This window comes from Rugamonas sp. FW305-51 (assembly GCF_058786935.1).
Map to the genome: position 1 here is coordinate 50419 of NZ_JBYSZG010000020.1, position 17361 is coordinate 67779.

The window sequence follows — 17361 nt, forward strand, 5'->3', positions numbered from 1 at the left end:
TGAACCTTTCATCCATCATGAACTCCTCAAATTACCCGCCACGAGGAGTCACCGTGAAAAAGCCGTTCTATAAAATACTATACGTGCAGGTGCTGTTTGCGATCGCCTGCGGCGTATTGCTGGGCTATTTCCTGCCCGCCAACGCCGTCGCCATGAAGCCGCTGGGAGACGGTTTCATCAAGCTGATCAAGATGATCATCGCCCCCGTGATCTTCTGCACCGTCGTGTCGGGGATCGCCGGCATGCAGGACATCAAGAAAGTCGGCCGCGTGGGCGGCAAGGCCCTGCTCTATTTCGAAGTGGTGTCCACCTTCGCGCTCGTGATCGGCCTGTTCGTGGCCAACATCCTGCGCCCCGGCGCCGGCTTCAACGCCGACCCGGCCACGCTCGACACCAAGGCCATCGCCGAATTCACCACCAAGGCCAAGTCGCAGTCGACGATCGACTTCGTCATGAACATCATCCCCAACACCATGGTCGATGCGTTCGCCAAGGGTGAAATCCTGCAAGTGCTGCTGGTGGCCATCCTGTTCGGCTTCGCCCTGTCCATCATGGGCGAGAAGGGCAAGCCCGTGACGCGCCTGATCGACGAGATCGCCGGCGCCATCTTCGGCATGGTCAACATCATCATGAAAGTGGCTCCCCTGGGTGCGTTCGGCGCCATGGCCTTCACCATCGGCAAATACGGCATCGCCTCGCTGCTGCCGCTGGCCAAGCTGATGGGCTCGTTCTACCTGACCTGCGCCCTGTTCGTCTTCATCGTGCTGGGCACGGTGGCCAAGCTGACCGGCTTCTCCATCGGCCGCTTCATCCTCTACATCAAGGAAGAACTGCTGATCGTGCTGGGGACGAGCTCGTCTGAAAGCGCCCTGCCCTCGCTGATGACCAAGCTGGAAAAGCTCGGCTGCTCCAAGTCCGTCGTCGGCCTGGTGGTGCCCACCGGCTACTCGTTCAACCTGGACGGCACCAACATCTACATGACGATGGCGGCCCTGTTCGTGGCCCAGGCCACCAACACCGACCTGACGCTGGCGCAGGAACTGACCATCCTCGGCGTGGCCATGCTGACCTCGAAAGGCGCGTCCGGCATCACCGGCGCCGGCTTCATCACGCTGGCCGCCACCCTGGCCGTGGTGCCCACCATTCCCGTGGCCGGCATGGCGCTGATCCTCGGCATCGACCGCTTCATGAGCGAATGCCGCGCCCTGACCAACTTCGTGGGCAACGGCGTGGCCGCCGTGGTCGTGTCGAACTGGGAAAAGGAACTGGACCACGACCGCCTGAAAATGGAGCTGGCCAACCCCGGCTCCGCTTCCAGCCCGGCCTACGGCGAGGAAGGCTTGAAAGTGGCCCAGCACTAAGCCTGCCCCGCTCCACCGGCACGGCCCCGCACTGCACAGTGCGGGGCCGTTTGCTTTGGCGGCGGCCAGTCCGCGACAGGTGGCTTCGCGAACCTGTTCCGTCGGCCGGCTGCGGCCGGCTAGTCGAACTTGTCCAATGCCCGCTTGTAGTTGATGTTTTTCATGAGCGACGCATATGCCCTGCCGTTGTCGACCGTCTTGATCGCTTCCGCCAGGCTCAGCAAATCGTCCAGGCTGGCGATGCTCATTACCTGGTCAAAGATGATGCCTTGGACCTTGGTCCAATCCCGATTCGCAACCGCCCATACCAGCTCAGGTATCGTCGCCAGCAGGCCGAACTTGCCTTTGACGATGCCGGCGACCACGCTATAGCCGGCGGAAGCGACGTCGGGCAACTGGATATTTGCGGTCGATTCCTTCATCGCCTGCACGAGAGCGATGGTCAGATTGGCCGCTTGCGTTGCCGTCAGTTGCGGCGGATTACCGAACGGCACAAAAGGTTGTGGCGAGCTCATCAATATGCTCCTGGTGGGGTGGCGCGGCGCGGGGATCGCCATGCAGGGACTGCCATACCACTATAGCAGTCGATTATCTAAACGACCATTTTAATTATCAGGCAGCTTGCATATGGCAAGCGCGGGGCGCTAATGGCAAGCAGCAGCGGCCGCACAGCGACGGCCCATGCAAATACGCTGGTGGGTAATAGTCCAGACTTGAACTGACAACATCGGCCAGATGAGTTAGAGTCGTCATGGGCCACTACCGGCCAGTAGCAGTCGGTTGCCATGCCGTGCCCTCCCGTTTGATCATCCAGCCTGCGCGCTGCGGCCCGGCACGATACTGGCATATGCTAATGCGCAGGCGCCGCACCAAGACATGAAGATCGTAAAAATCACATTTTCCCTGCTGCTGGCCATGTGCGCGTTTGTCTGCGCGCAAGCAGCCCAGCCGATCGTGGCGTCGTTAGCGCGCATGCCGGTCCACGCGCCAAGCAAATCTGAAGGCATACAAGTCAGGCTGGTCCAAGCCTTGGCCAAGGCATCCGGGACCGACATCCGCTACGATATCTATCCATTCGCCCGCTCCGTCACCAACGTGGAGTCCAGCCTGGCCGACTTTCACATTCCGCTTATCCGCAATACGGTGGTTTCCGAAAATGACCTCAAGTTTTTCTATTCCAGGGAGACCATTTTTCACGTCAATTTCGTACTCTATACGCGCAAGGGCAGCGGTGTGACGCTGGACAATCTGGCGAACCACGTCATTGCGTCCGACCGCGCGCATGTGGACTATTTCCCGTTCCATGTCATTCCATCGAACAGCATAGAATTAAGTCTCAAGATGCTCAGTTTGGGGAGAATCGACGGCTATATTTTTGCTGATTCCGCGGCCGATCCCGTCCTGAAGGCGCTTGAACTGTCCAATATCCATAGAAGTTTTTATCATCGCTTCGATGTGAAAATCATCTATCCGCGCACCGAGCGCGGTTATCAGGTGGCCGCCATCTTATCCAAGGCGCTGGAAAAACTGAAAGACAGTGGCGAACTGGCGGAAATAGAAGGACCGGTGGACCTGCCCTACAGTAACTGGCAACCGTAGGGAGAGCAGAAATGCAAAACGGCGCACCCAAGGCGCGCCGTCTCCAGTTCAACATCTGCGACGATTTATACGGCCGACATGTCCAGCTCGACACCCGTAGCAGCCTGCACCTGCTCCTTGCTGACGCCGGGCGCCAGTTCGATCAGCTTCAAGCCCTTGCCCGTCACTTCCATCACGCCCAGGTCGGTGATGATCAAGTCCACCACGCCCACGCCCGTCAGCGGCAAATCGCAATGCTTGAGCAGCTTATGCGAAGTGCTGCCGTCCTTGGCCGTGGCCACGTGCTCCATCAGCACCACCACGCGCTTGACGCCGGCCACCAGGTCCATGGCGCCGCCCATGCCCTTGACCATCTTGCCCGGAATCATCCAGTTGGCCAGGTCGCCATGTTCCGACACCTGCATCGCGCCCAGGATGGCCAGGTTGATCTTGCCGCCGCGGATCATGCCGAACGAGTCGGCCGAGCTGAAGTAGGCCGAACCGGGCAGCGCCGTCACGGTCTGCTTGCCCGCATTGATCAGGTCCGCATCCACTTCCGCTTCCGTCGGGAACGGGCCGATGCCCAGCAAGCCGTTTTCCGACTGCAGGAACACTTCGATATCGCTGGGCACGTAGTTGGCCACCAGCGTGGGCAAGCCTATGCCCAGGTTCACATAAAAACCGTCCTGCAATTCCTTCGCCGCGCGCGCGGCCATTTCGTCACGAGTCCATGCCATAGTAATCTCCGTCTTGTTTTGGTGGCGCAAGCCTCAGTTGGCGCGCACGGTGCGCTGTTCGATGCGTTTTTCCGGCGTGGCGTTGACCACGATGCGGTGCACGAAAATGCTGGGCAGGTGCACCTGGTCCGGATCGATCTCGCCCGTCTCGACCAGCTGCTCCACTTCCACCACCGTAATCTTGCCGGCCATGGCCACGTTGGGATTGAAGTTGCGCGCCGTCTTGCGGAATATCAGGTTGCCGGCCTTGTCGGCCTTCCAGGCCTTGACCAGCGACACGTCGGCCACCAGGCTGCGCTCCATCACGTATGCTTCGCCGTCGAATTCACGGATTTCCTTGCCTTCGGCCACGATCGTGCCCACGCCCGTCTTGGTGAAGAAGGCCGGGATGCCGGCGCCGCCGGCGCGCAGCTTTTCGGCCAGCGTGCCCTGGGGCGTGAATTCCAGTTCCAGTTCACCGGCCAGGTATTGGCGCGCGAATTCCTTGTTCTCGCCCACGTAGGACGAAATCATCTTGCGGATCTGGCGCGTCTCGAGCAGCTGGCCCAGGCCGAAACCATCGACGCCGGCGTTGTTGGATATGGCCGTCAGGCCTTTGACGCCGGAATCGCGCAGGGCGGCGATCAGGGCTTCGGGAATGCCGCACAGGCCGAAGCCGCCGACGGCGATGGTTTGACCATCCTGGACGATACCGGCCAGGGCGGCGGCGGCATCGGGATAAACTTTATTCATACGTGTCCCTTTTCTTTTGATAAGCTGTGTCGCTCGCGTTATTCGGCGAAGAGCGTATGAGCATAGAATACGCACATTAAAAGCACAATACCGTAGAACTACCGGCGCGCCGCCCTCCTTTTTACCCTGTTTGCCTGTCACCCGAGTTGATTTCGCCCTACATGAACGCACCGTCCGACATCGATTACGAATCCATCTTCCTGCATGCGCCGGTAGGCATGTGCATTTCCGAAAACCGCGTGATCCAGGCTTGCAACGAAGCATTGGCGGCCATGTTCGGCTACACGCGCGAGGCGCTGCAGGGCCTGTCGTTCCGCGCCCTGTACCCCACCATGGACGAATTCCTGCGCACGGGCGACCGCATCATTCCCATCATGAACGCCAAGGGCCGTTATTCGGACGAGCGCATCATGCGCCGCGCCAACGACGAACTGTTCTGGTGCCACGTGACGGGCCATGCGCTCAAGGCCAACGAACCGCTGGGGCCGGGCATCTGGACTTTCGAGGACGTGAGCGAGAAGCGCCCCGTCACGGCCGAACTGACGCCGCGCGAACGGGAAATCGCCGCCCTGCTGGTGGAAGGCAAGACCAGCAAGGTGATCGCACGCCAGGTCGACCTGAGCCCGCGCACGGTGGAAATGCATCGCGCCAAGCTGATGCGCAAATTCAACGCCGGCACGTCTTCCGAACTGGTGCACAAGCTGGTGGGCCTGCATCAGCTGTAACCGTCAGGCAACAGCCTGACGGTTCCGCATCGAGGTGCAAGGGGCCAGGCGCCGCGGCACGCTGCCGCCATGCCAACGGGCCCCTGTTGCGCTCGCCCGTTACATGGCCAGCATGCCGTCGTCGGCCGAAATGATGGCGCCGTTGATGAAATGCGACTCGTCGCCGGCCAGCAGCAGCATCAGGCCGTCCAGGTCTTCCGGCTTACCGGGCCGCTTGCGCGGCAGCATCTCGACCAGCTTCTGGCCCTGCTCGCTGGCAAAATAATCCTCGTTGATTTCCGTGGAAATATAGCCGGGGCAGATGGCGTTGGTGTTGATGCCATACTTGCCCCACTCCACCGCCATGGCCTTGGTCATCTGCACCACGCCCGCCTTGCTCATGCAATAGACGCCGATCTGGGGCAGCACCCGCAAGCCGGCCACGGAGGCGATGTTGATGATGCGGTGTTGTTTTTTGGGATCACCCTTGGCGCGCGCGATCATGCGCTTGGCCGTCTGCTGGGCCACGAAAAAGGCGCCGCGCAAATTGGTATCCATGATGAAGCTGTAGTCTTCCGGCGTCACGTCCACCAGGCGCTGGGTGGTCGACACGCCGGAGTTGTTGACCAGGATGTCGATCGGTCCCGCTTCCGTCTCGGCGTGGGCGATGGCCGACTTGATGCTGGCGAAATCCGTCACGTCCAGGCTGACCACGTGGGCCGCGCCGCCGTCGGCCTCGATCTCGGCCCGCAGTTCCTTCAGACGCTCGGTACGGCGCGAAGCGAGCACGACCTGGGCGCCGGCCTGGGCCAGCACTTTGGCAAAACGGGCTCCCAGACCGCTGGAGGCGCCGGTGATCAGCGCAATTTTTCCCTCAAAGTTGACTTCTATACCCACGAGCTACTCCCTGTATTTTTGATGGCAGACCCACTGATGCAGTCCAACGTAATGATTACACAAATTGCCAGTATTAGATTGCAGCATCTAATAATGTGCCGCAAAATGTCGCCGGCGTTGCATTCGGCAGCAAAAAGAAGCACACTCGTGCTAAAATTTTTCTCTCCTCCTCATAAGAACACACCATGACACAGCCCAATAACCTAGTTGAACAGTACGGCCCACGCGATGCGATGGAGTATGACGTCGTGATCGTCGGCGGCGGCCCTGCCGGCTTGTCGGCCGCCATCAAGATCAAGCAGATGGCCGCCGACAAAGGCCAGGAAGTGTCCGTCGTCGTGTTGGAAAAAGGCGGCGAGCTGGGCGCGCACATCCTGTCGGGCGCCGTGATGGACCCCAAGGCGCTCACCGAGCTGATTCCGAACTGGAAGGAACTGGGCGCGCCCCTCAACACCGAGGTGACGGAAGACCGCGTGCTGTTCCTGACCGAAACCAAAGCCTACAAGACGCCTAACTTCGCGCTGCCGGCCTGTTTCGAAAACCATGGCAACTACGTCATTTCGCTCGGTAACGTGGTGCGCTGGCTGGGCCAGCAGGCCGAAGCGCTGGGGGTGGAAATCTTCCCCGGCTTCCCGGCCGCCGAAATCCTGTACAACGACGACGGCTCCGTCAAGGGCGTGGCCACCGGCAACATGGGCGTGGACCGCGAAGGCAACGCCGGCCCCAATTTCCAGCTGGGCATGGAACTGCACGGCAAGTACACGCTGTTCGCCGAAGGCGCGCGTGGCCACCTGGGCAAGCAGCTGATGGCCAAGTACGACCTGAACAAGGGCAAGGACCCGCAGTCGTACGGCATCGGCATCAAGGAACTGTGGGAAATCGACCCGGCCAAGCATCAGCCTGGCCTGGTGATCCACACCACCGGCTGGCCGCTGGACTCCAAGACCTATGGCGGCTCCTTCCTGTATCACCTGGAAAACAACCAGGTCATGGTGGGCTATGTGGTCGGCCTGAACTATGAGAACCCCTACCTGTCGCCGTACGAGGAATTCCAGCGCTACAAGACCCACCCGGCCATCCGCACCTTCTTCGAAGGCGCCAAGCGCATCTCCTACGGCGCCCGCGCCATCACGGCCGGCGGCCTGCAATCGTTGCCCAAGCTAGTATTCCCGGGCGGCGCCCTGATCGGCTGCGACGCCGGCTTCCTCAACATGAGCCGCATCAAGGGCAGCCACGCCGCCATCAAGTCCGGCATGCTGGCCGCCGAGTCGGTCTTTGCCGCGCTGGGCGAGAGCCGCCAGCACGACGAACTGGCCAGCTACCCGGTCGCCTTCGAGCAATCGTGGCTGCACGAAGAGCTGCACGTGGCGCGCAACGTCAAGCCTTACCTGAACATGGGCCTGTACGTGGGCGCCCTGATGACGGGCATCGACCAGATCATCTTCCGCGGCAAGGCGCCATGGACGCTGCACCACAGCCACGCCGACCACGAGTGCCTGAAGCCGGCCAGCCAGTTCCAGCCCATCGTCTACCCCAAGCCGGACGGCAAGCTGACCTTCGACCGCCTGTCCTCGGTGTTCATTTCCAACACCAACCACGCGGAAGACCAGCCCGTGCACCTGACGCTGAAGAACGCCAGCGTGCCGGTGGACATCAACCTGCGCCAGTATGCGGGCCCGGAGGCGCGCTACTGCCCGGCCGGCGTGTATGAGTTCATGAAGACGGACGATGGCCAGGACCGGCTGCAGATCAACGCCCAGAACTGCGTCCACTGCAAGACGTGCGACATCAAGGACCCGACCCAGAACATCGTCTGGATCACGCCGGAAGGCGGCGGCGGCCCGAACTACCCGAACATGTAAGCAGTAGATAGCAACTTGACAGCGCGGCGTGCTTGCACCCCGCGCTGTTTTTTTTCGCCAAGGGCATCAGAAAGCGGCCATAATCGAGCCGTGGCACGCCTACAGACGGGCTCAGGCGGCACCCGTGACAAATATTTTTAAAAATTTCCACGAAGCATTTAATGTCCCACCCGAAACGGTCGTCTTGTACTTGGGAGAGCACAAAGAGTCCGTTGCTCCGAACTGAATCCACCTACCAGGAGTTATTTCATGCTGAGCCTTCACACCAATGCTGCGGCCCTTTCCGCACAGAACTCGATCACGCGCACCCAGGGCAGCCTGTCGACTTCGCAGACCCGCCTGAGCACCGGTTTCCGCATTAACTCGGCAATGGACGACGCTGCCGGCCTGCAGATCGCAACCCGTCTGAAAGCACAGACCAGCGGTATGGCTGTGGCAATGCGCAACACCCAGAATTCGATTTCCATGATGCAAACGGCCGAAGGCGCGCTGGATGAGACCACCAACATCCTGATCCGCATGAAAGACCTGGCCACCCAGGCAGCAGACGGCTCGTCCAACGCTTCGGACAAGACCGCCATGCAGTCTGAATTCGACGCGCTGACCCAGGAACTGACCAACATCGTCGGCAATACCTCGTTCGGCGGCCAGAAGCTGATGAACGATACCACCGGCACCTTCGCTGTCGCTGCCGGCGTCGACTTCCAGATCGGCGCATCGACCGCGGAAAAGATGAACGTGAATGTGTCGACCCAGATCAGCACCATGCACGCATCGATCCTGGCCGCCGCTTCCGGCTATGTCAGCACCGGCGTTGCCGCCACCCCTTCCGGCACGGAACTGACCGCCTCCGCGGGCGCCACCATCGACCTGCTGAAGACCGCAATCGATGACGTCGGCACCGTCCGCTCGCAACTGGGTGCAGCATCGAACCGCCTGGACCACGTGTACAACAACCTGGCCAACGTCTCGACCAACACCAAGGCCGCAACCGGCCGTATCATGGACACCGACTTCGCGACCGAATCGTCGAACATGACCTCGAGCCAGATGCTGCTGCAAGCCGGTACCGCGATGCTGAAGCAAAGCAACAGCACCTCGTCGCTGGTTATGTCCCTGCTGCAATAACTGTAGCGCTGCCCTGATCTGCCTGCAGACAGGAGCACCAGGAGCCAACCGGCGATCCGGTTGGCTTTTTTTTGGCCTGCGAGACACGAGTTAGCACCATGGCATTTGACCGCATCGGACCCACCACCGCACCGCTGAGCGTGCCGGACCGCCCCCACCCGCAGCCGCAGCCGGGTGCGGCCACCGGCGGCGATGGCGGCGACTATCCGCTCGCCCCCGCCCTGCCGGTCGAGGCCGGCCTGCTGGTCGATGGCGCCGAAGGCCTGCCCCTGCCGCATGCCGGGCTCGACACCCTGGCCGCCCAGCTGGCGGCCGACACCCCCAACGCCGGCGATCCGGCCGCCATGCACCCCAACCAGGTCTTCCTGTCGCGCCAGCTGGTCTGGGCCCCGCCCGACACGGCCAGCATGGCCGGCTCCTGGGCCGTCATGGTCTACACCTACGCCCAGCAACGCGCCGCCCTGCAGGAACAGGCCAACGGCCAGCACGTCCCGTCCAGCCTGTTCATGGCCGACCACACGCCGGCCGTGCTGCGCGAAGGCCGCGGGGCGCCGCCCCTGGTGACGGAACTGGAGCCGTGGCGTTTCGCCGTCTATGCCTGGGGCGCCGAGCAACTGGTGCTGCGGGTGGTCATCCGGGACCAGGATGGCGACGACGACCATCCGCGCCGGCGCGGCCCGCGCGTGGCGTTACGGCTGGAATTGATGCTGCCCGGCATAGGCCGGGTGGTGATCCAGATGGAGCCGGCCGGTGGCGGCGTGGTGCTGGAAGTGGGCGCCCAGCAAAGTTCGGCCATGCAGCACATGCGTGAAATGCTGCCCCAGGTGGCGGCCACGGTCAGCCGGGCCGGCCTGACCATCATCCGCTGCCGCCTGGTGCGCGAAGTGCCGCTGGCGACCCATCACTACCCGGAGCGGGCCCAGATCGCCGCCCTGACCCCGATCGTCTTCAAGGCCATGGCCGAAGTGGCCGTGCTGCTGTCCCACCCCCTGCCGCCGGACGACCTGTACTCCGAATCGGCCTGAAAAAAAACGGGACGAAAAAATGGGGACGTACCCCATTTCCGCGGAAATGGGGTACGTCCCCATTTTTTCCCCGGCTTCCAAACCGTGTTACGTCCCCGGTTCTTGCTAGCCCACCGTGCCGATGATGCTCACTTCCCGGTTCTCGGGGATCTCGTTGTAGGACAGCACGTGCAGGCCGGGCGCGAACAGGCGGGCGTAGCGCGCCAGCAGCGGCCGGATCTGCGGCAACACCAGCAACAACGGCGGCGTGGCCTGCTGCTTCATCTGCTCGCGCGCCACCGGCATGTTGACCTGCAGCTGGGCCAGCAGGTGCGGGTCGATCGGGTAGTTGTCCAGCACCACCTTGCCGCTCTGGCGCGCCTGGTTGAGCGAACCGAGCAGCATGTTCTCCAGCTCGCCACCGAGATTGAAGGCCTGCATCTCCGTCTTCTGCCCGAACAGGCCGGTGACGATCTGGCGCCGCAGCGCGCAGCGCACTTCGGCCGCCAGCAGGATGGGGTCCTTGGTGGTCTCCGAACTGTCGACCAGGGTGGTGGCGATGGGCACGATATCCTTCAGCGACACGTTCTCGGCCAGCAGCACGCGGAACACGCGCAGGATCTGGGTGTGGGTCAGGGCCTTGTCGAGCGCCGAAGCGAGCTTGGGCGAGAGCGCCGTCAGCCGCTCCATCATGGCCGGCACGTCTTCATGGCGGAACAGTTCGGGCAGGTATTCGCGGATCAGCTTGGACAAGTGGGTGGCGATGGCGCTGGGCGCCTCCACCACCTGGTAACCGAGCCCCAGCGCGTTGGCCTTCTCGCCCGCTTCGATCCACGTGACGGGCATGCCATAGGCCGGCTCGACGCCGGGGATGCCGTCGATCTGGCCATACACATTGGGCGACGGGATGGCCATCAGCCGGTCCGGGAACACTTCAGCCTGGGCCACCACGCTGCCCGACAGCACCACGGCATACTGGGACGGCTTCAAGCCCAGGTCGTCGCGCACGGTGATGGGCGGCAGCAGCAAGCCCATCGCTTCGGACAGGCTCTGGCGCACGCCCTTGACCCGCTTGGCCAGCGGCTCGCCATGGGCCTTGTCGATCAGGCCCACCAGTTTGTAGCCCAGCGTCACCTGCAGCGGCTGCACGGCCGGCAGGCTTTGCCAGTCCAGTTCCGCCACCTTTTCGTCGCGCAGGGCCGCCTCGATGGCGGCCAGCGCGTCCGTCTCGGGCGCCTTGACCCGCTGGCCCAGGCGGTAGCCGACATAGGCCAGCACGGCGGCAAAGGTGAGGAACATGGCCCACGGCATGCCCGGCACCAGGGCCAGCACGAACATCATGCCGGACGCCGACAGGATCACGGACGGCGAGGCCAGCAGCTGGCTGCCCACCTGCTGCTCGAAGTCGCCCGCGTCGCTGATGCGGGTCACCAGGATGGCGGCCGCGGCCGACAACAGCAGGGCCGGCACCTGGGCCACCAGGCCGTCACCGATGGTCAGCAGCGCGTACTGGCGGAACGCATCGCCGAAACTGAGGTCGTGCATCACGGCGCCGATTGCCACCCCGCCCACCATGTTGATGATGAGCACCAGGATGCTGGCCACGGCGTCGCCTCGCACGAACTTGGAGGCGCCATCCATGGCGCCGTAGAAGTCGGCCTCGGCCGCCACTTCCAGCCGGCGCGCCTGGGCTTTTTCCTGGTTGATCAGGCCGGCGTTCAGGTCGGCATCGATGGCCATCTGCTTGCCCGGCAGCGCGTCCAGCGTGAAGCGGGCCGACACTTCCGAAATGCGCTCGGCGCCCTTGGTGACGACGACGAAGTTGATGATCATCAGGATCACGAACACCACCATGCCGACCACGTAATTGCCGCCGATGACGACCTTGCCGAACGCTTCGATCACCAGGCCGGCGGCGGCCGTGCCTTCGTGGCCATGCAGCAGCACCACCCGGGTCGAGGCCACGTTCAGCGTCAGGCGCAGCATGGTGGTGGCCAGGATCACCGTGGGGAACACGGAGAAGTCCAGCGGCCGCCTTGCCGTCACGCTGACCAGGATCACGATCAGGGCCAGCACGATGTTGAAGGTGAACATGACGTCCAGCAGCGCCGGCGGCAGCGGCAGGATGATCATGGCCAGGATCACCATCAGGAAGGCCGGGGTGGCGAACTTGTGGCGGCGCATTTCGGCGACCAGGCGGTTCAGGAAATTCATGACGGGACAACCTCGCTCAATGCCGGTGGTACGACCACCTCGTTAGGGAATGCTGGCTGGACGGCGCGCCGCCCAGTACGGAATGCCTGCAGCTGCAGCACATAGTTCAACACCTGCGACACGGCCTGGTACAGCTGCACCGGGATCTGCTGGTTGACCTGGCTGGTGTTGTAGATGGCCCGCGCCAGCGGCGGCAGGGGCAGCACCTCGATCTTGAATTCGACGGCCAGCTGGCGGATGTAGAGCGCCATCTCGTCCACCCCCTTGGCCACCACAAAGGGCGCCTCGGCCTTGTTCAGGTCGTACTTCAGGGCCACCGCGTAGTGCTCCGGGTTGACGATCACGACGTCGGCCGTGGGCACCGTCTTGCGCGCGCTGCGCCGGGCCAGCTGGCGCTGCAGCTGGCGGATGCGGTTTTTCACCTCGGGCCGGCCTTCGTTGCTTTTGTGCTCTTCCTTCATGTCCTGCTTGCTCATGCGCTGGTTCTTGGCGAAGAAATACGCCTGGGCCGGCACGTCGATCACGGCGAAGATGATAAACACGGACACCAGCGACATCAAGCCGTCCAGCATCAGGCTCGAGCCGGCCATCATGGCCTGGCCCATGGCCATGTGCTCGAGCTGAGTGTAATCCTTGACGGTGGAACGGGCCACGTGCACCAGCACCCAGATCAGCACGCTAGCCTTGCCGACCGACACCAGCAACTCGAAACCATGCTTGGACGAGAACAGCCGGCCCAGGTTGGCCGCCGGACTGAGGCGCTCCATCTTCGGTTCCCAGTGGCTCATGCTGATGACCCAGCCGCCCGGCACCATGGCGCCCAGCACGATGAACAGCGGCACCACGAACAGCGGCAGCACCATCTGCACCAGCAGCCACATGGCTTCGCCGAACACCACCGACAGCGCGTTGTCGATGGCGCCCACGCTGCCCAGCGGCGCGAAACCGAGTTCGAAGATGGCCTGAAACTGGCGGAAATACGACGGCAGCAGGTAGACGAACAGCTTGAGGCTGACCAGGATGCCGATCGCCGTCGACAGGTCGCGCGAGCGCACCACCTGCCCTTCCTGGCGCGACTTCTTCAGCTTCTGCTGTGACGCCTTTTCGGTCTTGTCGCCCGTACTCGATTCAGCCATGGCCCGCCGCCTGCATCTGTTGCCGTATCAGTTCCAGCACCTGGCCCGTCATGCGCACATAGTGCTCGGGGACGAAACGCACCACCTGCCCCAGCATCAACAGGCCGAACAGGGTGATGACGGAAAAGCCCAGCGCGAACAGGTTCAGGGTGGGCGCCACCCGGTTCAGGAAGCCGAAGCCCAGCTGCACCACCAGGGTCGAGAACACGACGGGCATGGCCAGCAGCATGGCGGCCGAGAAGATCCAGGCCGCGTTGTAGGCCACGCTTTGCAGCAGCAGCGGGCCGTAGCCATGGCCCAGCGGCCAGGCCTTGAAGCTTTGCCCGATCACGCCGGCCACCACCAGGTGGCCGTCGATGGAAAAGAACACGATGATGGCCAGCACCGACAGCAGGGCCGACACCACGTCCGACGACTGGCCGTTCATGGGGTCGTTCATCACGGCCATGGAAAAGCCCACCTGGGACGAGACGAGAAAGCCGAGCACGCCGATCACGGACATGGCGAAGTGGAACGCCAGCCCCAGCACGCCGCCGATCACGGCCTGCTCCAGCGTGGCCAGCACGCCCTGCAGCGACAGCGGGTCGATCACGGCCGCGCCCTGGGTCAGCGGCAGCATCAGGATGGCCAGCACCAGCGCGGCCAGGATGCGCACCGTGACGGGCGTGACGGCCTCGCCCAGCACCGGCACGGCCGTCAGCATGGCCAGCACGCGGCAGAACGGCCACCACAGCGCGTTGAGCAGGGGCAGCAGCTGGTCCAGGACGTGTTCCATGGTGCGCGCGGGGCCGCTAGCCGACCAGGGTGGCGGCGCGGGTGAAGATGGAGACGCAGAAATCCATCAGGTAGCCCGACATCCAGCGGCCCATGAGGATGATGGCCAGCAGCGTCACCAGCAGGCGCGGCAGGAAACTCAAGGTCTGCTCGTTGATCTGGGTGGCCGCCTGCACCAGCGCCACCAGCAAGCCCGTCACCAGGCCCGGCACCACCAGCAGCACCACCAGCAGCATCACGATGTGCAGCGCTTCCACGATCAGGTCGACGGCAACTTCAGGAGTGAGCATAGGGCGCCTGTCAGTAAGCCTGGATGCTCGTCACGAGCGTGTTGACGGTCAGGGTCCAGCCATCGACGAGCACGAACAGCAGCAGCTTGAACGGCAGCGAAATGACCAGCGGCGACAGCATCATCATGCCCATCGCCATCAGCACCGACGACACCACCAGGTCGATCACGAGAAACGGAATGAACAGCATGCAGCCGATCTGGAACGCCGTCTTCAGCTCCGACAGCACGAAGGCGGCCAGCTTGACGGTAAAGGCGTGCTCGGCCGGCACGGCCACCTTGTCCTCGCCGGCCAGGTGGGCGATCTGGGCCAGCGCGGCCTTGCTGGTCTGGGCCAGCATGAAGCGCGAGACGGGCTTTTCGGCGATCTTCAGGGCCTCTTCCAGGCCGATCTTGTCCTTGTCATAGGGCACGAAGGCATCCGTCCACACCTGGTCGCCGATGGGGCGCATCACCAGCAGCGTGAGGATCAGGGCCACGCCGGTGACGATGCGGTTGGGCAGGCCCTGCTGCAGGCCCAGGGCCTGGCGCAGCAGCGACAGCACGATGACGAAGCGGGTGAAGCTGGTCATCATCATCACCATCACGGGCAGCAAGCCCAGCAAGGTCATGATGATGAGGATCTGGGTCTTGACCGTCAGTTCGGTCTTGGCGCCGGGCACCACATTGGCCAGCAAGTCCACCGCCTGGGCGGGCGCCCAGCAGCACAGCAGCAACAGCGACAAACCGGCGGCCGCCAGCGCCGGCCACCGGCGCCGGCGCACCGGCAACATCGGCCACCACGTCATGGCGCCATCATGTCGAGATTGAGTCCGTCCAGGTCGATCACTTTGAGTCCGTAATTCTCGCCGGCCACCACCACTTCGGCGCGGCCGATGGCCGTGCCGTTGACCTTGATGACGAGCGGCTCGCCGGCCAGCACGTCGAGCTCGACGACGCTGTCGGGCCCGATGGCCATCAGTTCCTGCAGCGAGATGCGGGCCGAGCCCACCTCCAGCGTCAGCGTGACGGGGATCTTGCGCATCATTTGCGGCAGGTCGCGGCGCGGACGGGGCTCGGGCTCGTCGGCCAGCGTGCCGCCCACCTGGTCGATGATCATTTCATCGGACAAGTCTTCCAGCAGGGCGTCGCTCGGCGTGGTTGCGTTCATGTTCATCATGTTATTCGACATCTTCAAAAGAGGTTAAACAGAGTTTGCCCTTGTGCTCGGTGACGGCGGCCGTAAACAGGCGCGAATCGTCGAGCAAGACGTCGGCCCGGTGCAGGCTGACGGGAATGATGTCGCCCACCTGCAGGTCGAACAGGCTGCCCAGCGCCACTTCCTTGCTCACCAGCCGGCCTTGCAGGCCCACTTGCAGACGCTGGGCCAGCGGCCCGGCGCTCTTGTTTTTCTTGCCCTGCTCCCGTTCCGGCAGCAGGCCGCGCAGCACGCTGGCCATCAGGCTCTTGTCGAGCGCGAACCAGAAGCGCCCGGGCACGCCGCCCTCCGTCTCGGCCACGGTGACGGTGACGATCCACGTCCCCTTGGGCGGATGGTTGCCCGTGGCCGGCTTGAATTCGTCGCTGGCGGGCAAGGCCGCCTTGTCCGACTGGGGCAGGTTCAGTTCGATGCGTCCGGCCAGGGTGCCGGCCAGTTGTTGCCCCAACACCACAGCGAGCCGCTCCTCGGTGGCCGTCACCCGCACGGCGCTCTCGTCGACGGGCGCGGCCGCCTCGTTCTTGTTGCGGCCATAGCGGAAGTTGAGCACGCTCAGCAGCACCTTGCGCTCGAGCGAAAAGGCGATGTTGCCGGCCGGCGCGGCGAAGCTGAGCCAGCGGGTGCGCGGCTCATGCCCTTCGAGCCGGCTGAACGCGACGTCCTCGACGTGGAACGCGCCCCAGTAACGGCGGTTCATGTTCAGGCGCATGGCCTGGGCCAGGTCGTCGCGCAGCTGGGCCGCGAAGATGTGCAGCAAATGGACGGGCCGCCCCAACAGGCAAGGATCGAGCACTTGATACGGCGCAGTCTGTTTCATGGTAGTCATCTAGTGGTCTGGGCGGCAGCCCCATGGCGCCAGGCCATCCCCCATGCCGGGGAAATCGGCCGTCAGGTATATCGTACTTTAAGTAGGACGATCTCGGTAGCATAGGATACATGATATTTCAAACTATTTCCAAGGATCAATATTTTATTCGCCCATGGGGCTTTACAGGAAAGTTGCTGACGGGTAAGCTTGGCGCAGCCTGAGATGGCCATCCATTTTTTCTCACCCGGTACCGCAACGATAGTCGCTTTGTAGATGATTTATAACGATATTTGCTGTGCAAGAATGGTTTCTTCTCAAGAGCAACGGAATGGCGCGCCCCGCCCCCGCCGCGGCGGCGCAACCGCCGCGCCATCAAGGTGGCACTTGTGCCGGAACAACGATCCGGCACGTGATGTCAGACATTAACCGACAAACACTTTCCAGATGACCGACGCAACGTTGACACCAGCGCCGGACGCGCAGCACGCAGCACTTGCGCCGGCCCACCAGCGGACCACAACGTGCTTGCTGCCGGCATGCATTCTAGATAAGGTTATGAAGCGTGATTAACGTTGCACGAACGGAGGTGGCAAGATGAGTAACACGATCTCGACCCTGATCCAGGCCGACCTGGCATCGCTGACCAACGCGGCCGACAGCCTGGCCCAGGCCACGGTCGCGCCGGCCGCCCAGTTCGGCGGCCAGTCCCAGCCCGCATTCTCCTTTGCCCAGACCATGCACGACGCCATCGGCAAGGTCAACGACGACGACCGCCTGGCGGCCCAGCGCATGGCCGACGTGGACGCCGGCAAGAGCGACGACCTGGTCGGCGCCATGCTGTCCAGCCAGGAGGCGAGCCTGTCCTTTTCCATGTTGATGCAAGTACGCAACAAGGTGATGGGCGCCGTCGACGAACTGATCAAACTCCCCCTGTAAGCC

18 protein-coding genes are annotated in these 17361 nt (G+C 63.1%); 7 read left to right on the top strand and 11 right to left on the bottom strand.

Annotated features, from left to right (window positions below; translation table 11 throughout):
* The first annotated feature begins 53 nt into the window (after positions 1-53).
* A complete protein-coding gene (locus AC3WOS_RS15325) occupies positions 54-1361 on the top strand; it encodes a dicarboxylate/amino acid:cation symporter (protein ID WP_492716879.1) in 1308 nt (435 codons plus the stop codon).
* A 119-nt stretch (positions 1362-1480) separates the two neighbouring features.
* Here AC3WOS_RS15325 and AC3WOS_RS15330 read toward each other — a convergent pair whose 3' ends face one another.
* Complete coding sequence (locus AC3WOS_RS15330) at positions 1481-1876, bottom strand: hypothetical protein (protein WP_492716880.1); 396 nt, start codon at positions 1874-1876, stop codon at positions 1481-1483.
* A gap of 361 nt (positions 1877-2237) precedes the next feature.
* Here AC3WOS_RS15330 and AC3WOS_RS15335 point away from each other — a divergent pair, with 361 nt between their 5' ends.
* Entirely contained in the window at positions 2238-2960 is a 723-nt protein-coding gene (locus AC3WOS_RS15335) for a transporter substrate-binding domain-containing protein (RefSeq protein WP_492716881.1), read from the top strand.
* Between the two features lie 65 nt (positions 2961-3025).
* Here the strand turns inward: AC3WOS_RS15335 and AC3WOS_RS15340 are convergent, their stop codons facing one another.
* On the bottom strand, positions 3026-3676 hold the full coding sequence (locus AC3WOS_RS15340) for a CoA transferase subunit B (RefSeq protein WP_492716882.1): 651 nt from the start codon (positions 3674-3676) through the stop codon (positions 3026-3028).
* 33 nt (positions 3677-3709) lie between these two features.
* On the bottom strand, positions 3710-4408 hold the full coding sequence (locus AC3WOS_RS15345) for a CoA transferase subunit A (protein ID WP_492716883.1): 699 nt from the start codon (positions 4406-4408) through the stop codon (positions 3710-3712).
* Positions 4409-4569: 161 nt separating this feature from the next.
* On the opposite strand from AC3WOS_RS15345, the gene AC3WOS_RS15350 reads away from it, so the two are divergent.
* Complete coding sequence (locus AC3WOS_RS15350; protein ID WP_492716884.1) at positions 4570-5133, top strand: LuxR C-terminal-related transcriptional regulator; 564 nt, start codon at positions 4570-4572, stop codon at positions 5131-5133.
* Between the two features lie 99 nt (positions 5134-5232).
* On the opposite strand, the gene AC3WOS_RS15355 is transcribed toward AC3WOS_RS15350, so the two are convergent.
* Entirely contained in the window at positions 5233-6009 is a 777-nt protein-coding gene (locus tag AC3WOS_RS15355; RefSeq protein WP_492716885.1) for an SDR family oxidoreductase, read from the bottom strand.
* Between the two features lie 233 nt (positions 6010-6242).
* Here AC3WOS_RS15355 and AC3WOS_RS15360 point away from each other — a divergent pair, with 233 nt between their 5' ends.
* From AC3WOS_RS15360 to AC3WOS_RS15370, 3 genes are all read left to right on the top strand, one after another.
* A complete protein-coding gene (locus tag AC3WOS_RS15360) occupies positions 6243-7871 on the top strand; it encodes an electron transfer flavoprotein-ubiquinone oxidoreductase (protein ID WP_492716936.1) in 1629 nt (542 codons plus the stop codon).
* Between the two features lie 249 nt (positions 7872-8120).
* Positions 8121-8999 carry a flagellin N-terminal helical domain-containing protein gene (locus tag AC3WOS_RS15365; protein WP_492716886.1) on the top strand — a complete coding sequence of 293 codons (879 nt, stop codon included), beginning with the start codon at positions 8121-8123 and terminating at the stop codon, positions 8997-8999.
* Between the two features lie 98 nt (positions 9000-9097).
* On the top strand, positions 9098-10024 hold the full coding sequence (locus AC3WOS_RS15370; RefSeq protein ID WP_492716887.1) for a hypothetical protein: 927 nt from the start codon (positions 9098-9100) through the stop codon (positions 10022-10024).
* Positions 10025-10129: 105 nt separating this feature from the next.
* Here AC3WOS_RS15370 and AC3WOS_RS15375 read toward each other — a convergent pair whose 3' ends face one another.
* Genes AC3WOS_RS15375 through AC3WOS_RS15405 form a run of 7 tightly spaced genes read right to left on the bottom strand, consistent with a single transcriptional unit; the run spans position 10130 to position 16431 of the window.
* Positions 10130-12217: a flagellar biosynthesis protein FlhA gene (locus AC3WOS_RS15375; RefSeq protein ID WP_492716888.1), complete on the bottom strand. Its 2088-nt coding sequence runs from the start codon at positions 12215-12217 to the stop codon at positions 10130-10132.
* Positions 12214-13353, bottom strand: a complete 1140-nt coding sequence (locus AC3WOS_RS15380) for an EscU/YscU/HrcU family type III secretion system export apparatus switch protein (protein ID WP_492716889.1) — start codon at positions 13351-13353, stop codon at positions 12214-12216. Before AC3WOS_RS15380 ends, AC3WOS_RS15375 begins: the two co-directional genes overlap by 4 nt.
* Positions 13346-14128 carry a flagellar biosynthetic protein FliR gene (locus AC3WOS_RS15385; protein ID WP_492716890.1) on the bottom strand — a complete coding sequence of 261 codons (783 nt, stop codon included), beginning with the start codon at positions 14126-14128 and terminating at the stop codon, positions 13346-13348. Before AC3WOS_RS15385 ends, AC3WOS_RS15380 begins: the two co-directional genes overlap by 8 nt.
* A 16-nt stretch (positions 14129-14144) precedes the next feature.
* Positions 14145-14417 (bottom strand): flagellar biosynthetic protein FliQ, encoded by a 273-nt coding sequence (locus AC3WOS_RS15390; RefSeq protein ID WP_492716891.1) that lies wholly within the window; start codon positions 14415-14417, stop codon positions 14145-14147.
* 10 nt (positions 14418-14427) lie between these two features.
* Entirely contained in the window at positions 14428-15204 is a 777-nt protein-coding gene (gene fliP, locus AC3WOS_RS15395; RefSeq protein WP_492716892.1) for a flagellar type III secretion system pore protein FliP, read from the bottom strand.
* Positions 15201-15572: a FliM/FliN family flagellar motor switch protein gene (locus tag AC3WOS_RS15400; RefSeq protein ID WP_492716893.1), complete on the bottom strand. Its 372-nt coding sequence runs from the start codon at positions 15570-15572 to the stop codon at positions 15201-15203. The genes fliP and AC3WOS_RS15400 overlap by 4 nt, the downstream gene beginning before the upstream one ends.
* Positions 15573-15576: 4 nt before the next feature.
* The gene (locus AC3WOS_RS15405; RefSeq protein ID WP_492716894.1) at positions 15577-16431 is read right to left on the bottom strand and encodes a FliM/FliN family flagellar motor switch protein; all 855 of its coding nucleotides are present in this window, start codon (positions 16429-16431) and stop codon (positions 15577-15579) included.
* Positions 16432-17016: 585 nt separating this feature from the next.
* On the opposite strand from AC3WOS_RS15405, the gene fliE reads away from it, so the two are divergent.
* A complete protein-coding gene (fliE, locus tag AC3WOS_RS15410) occupies positions 17017-17358 on the top strand; it encodes a flagellar hook-basal body complex protein FliE (protein WP_492716895.1) in 342 nt (113 codons plus the stop codon).
* Positions 17359-17361: the final 3 nt, after the last annotated feature.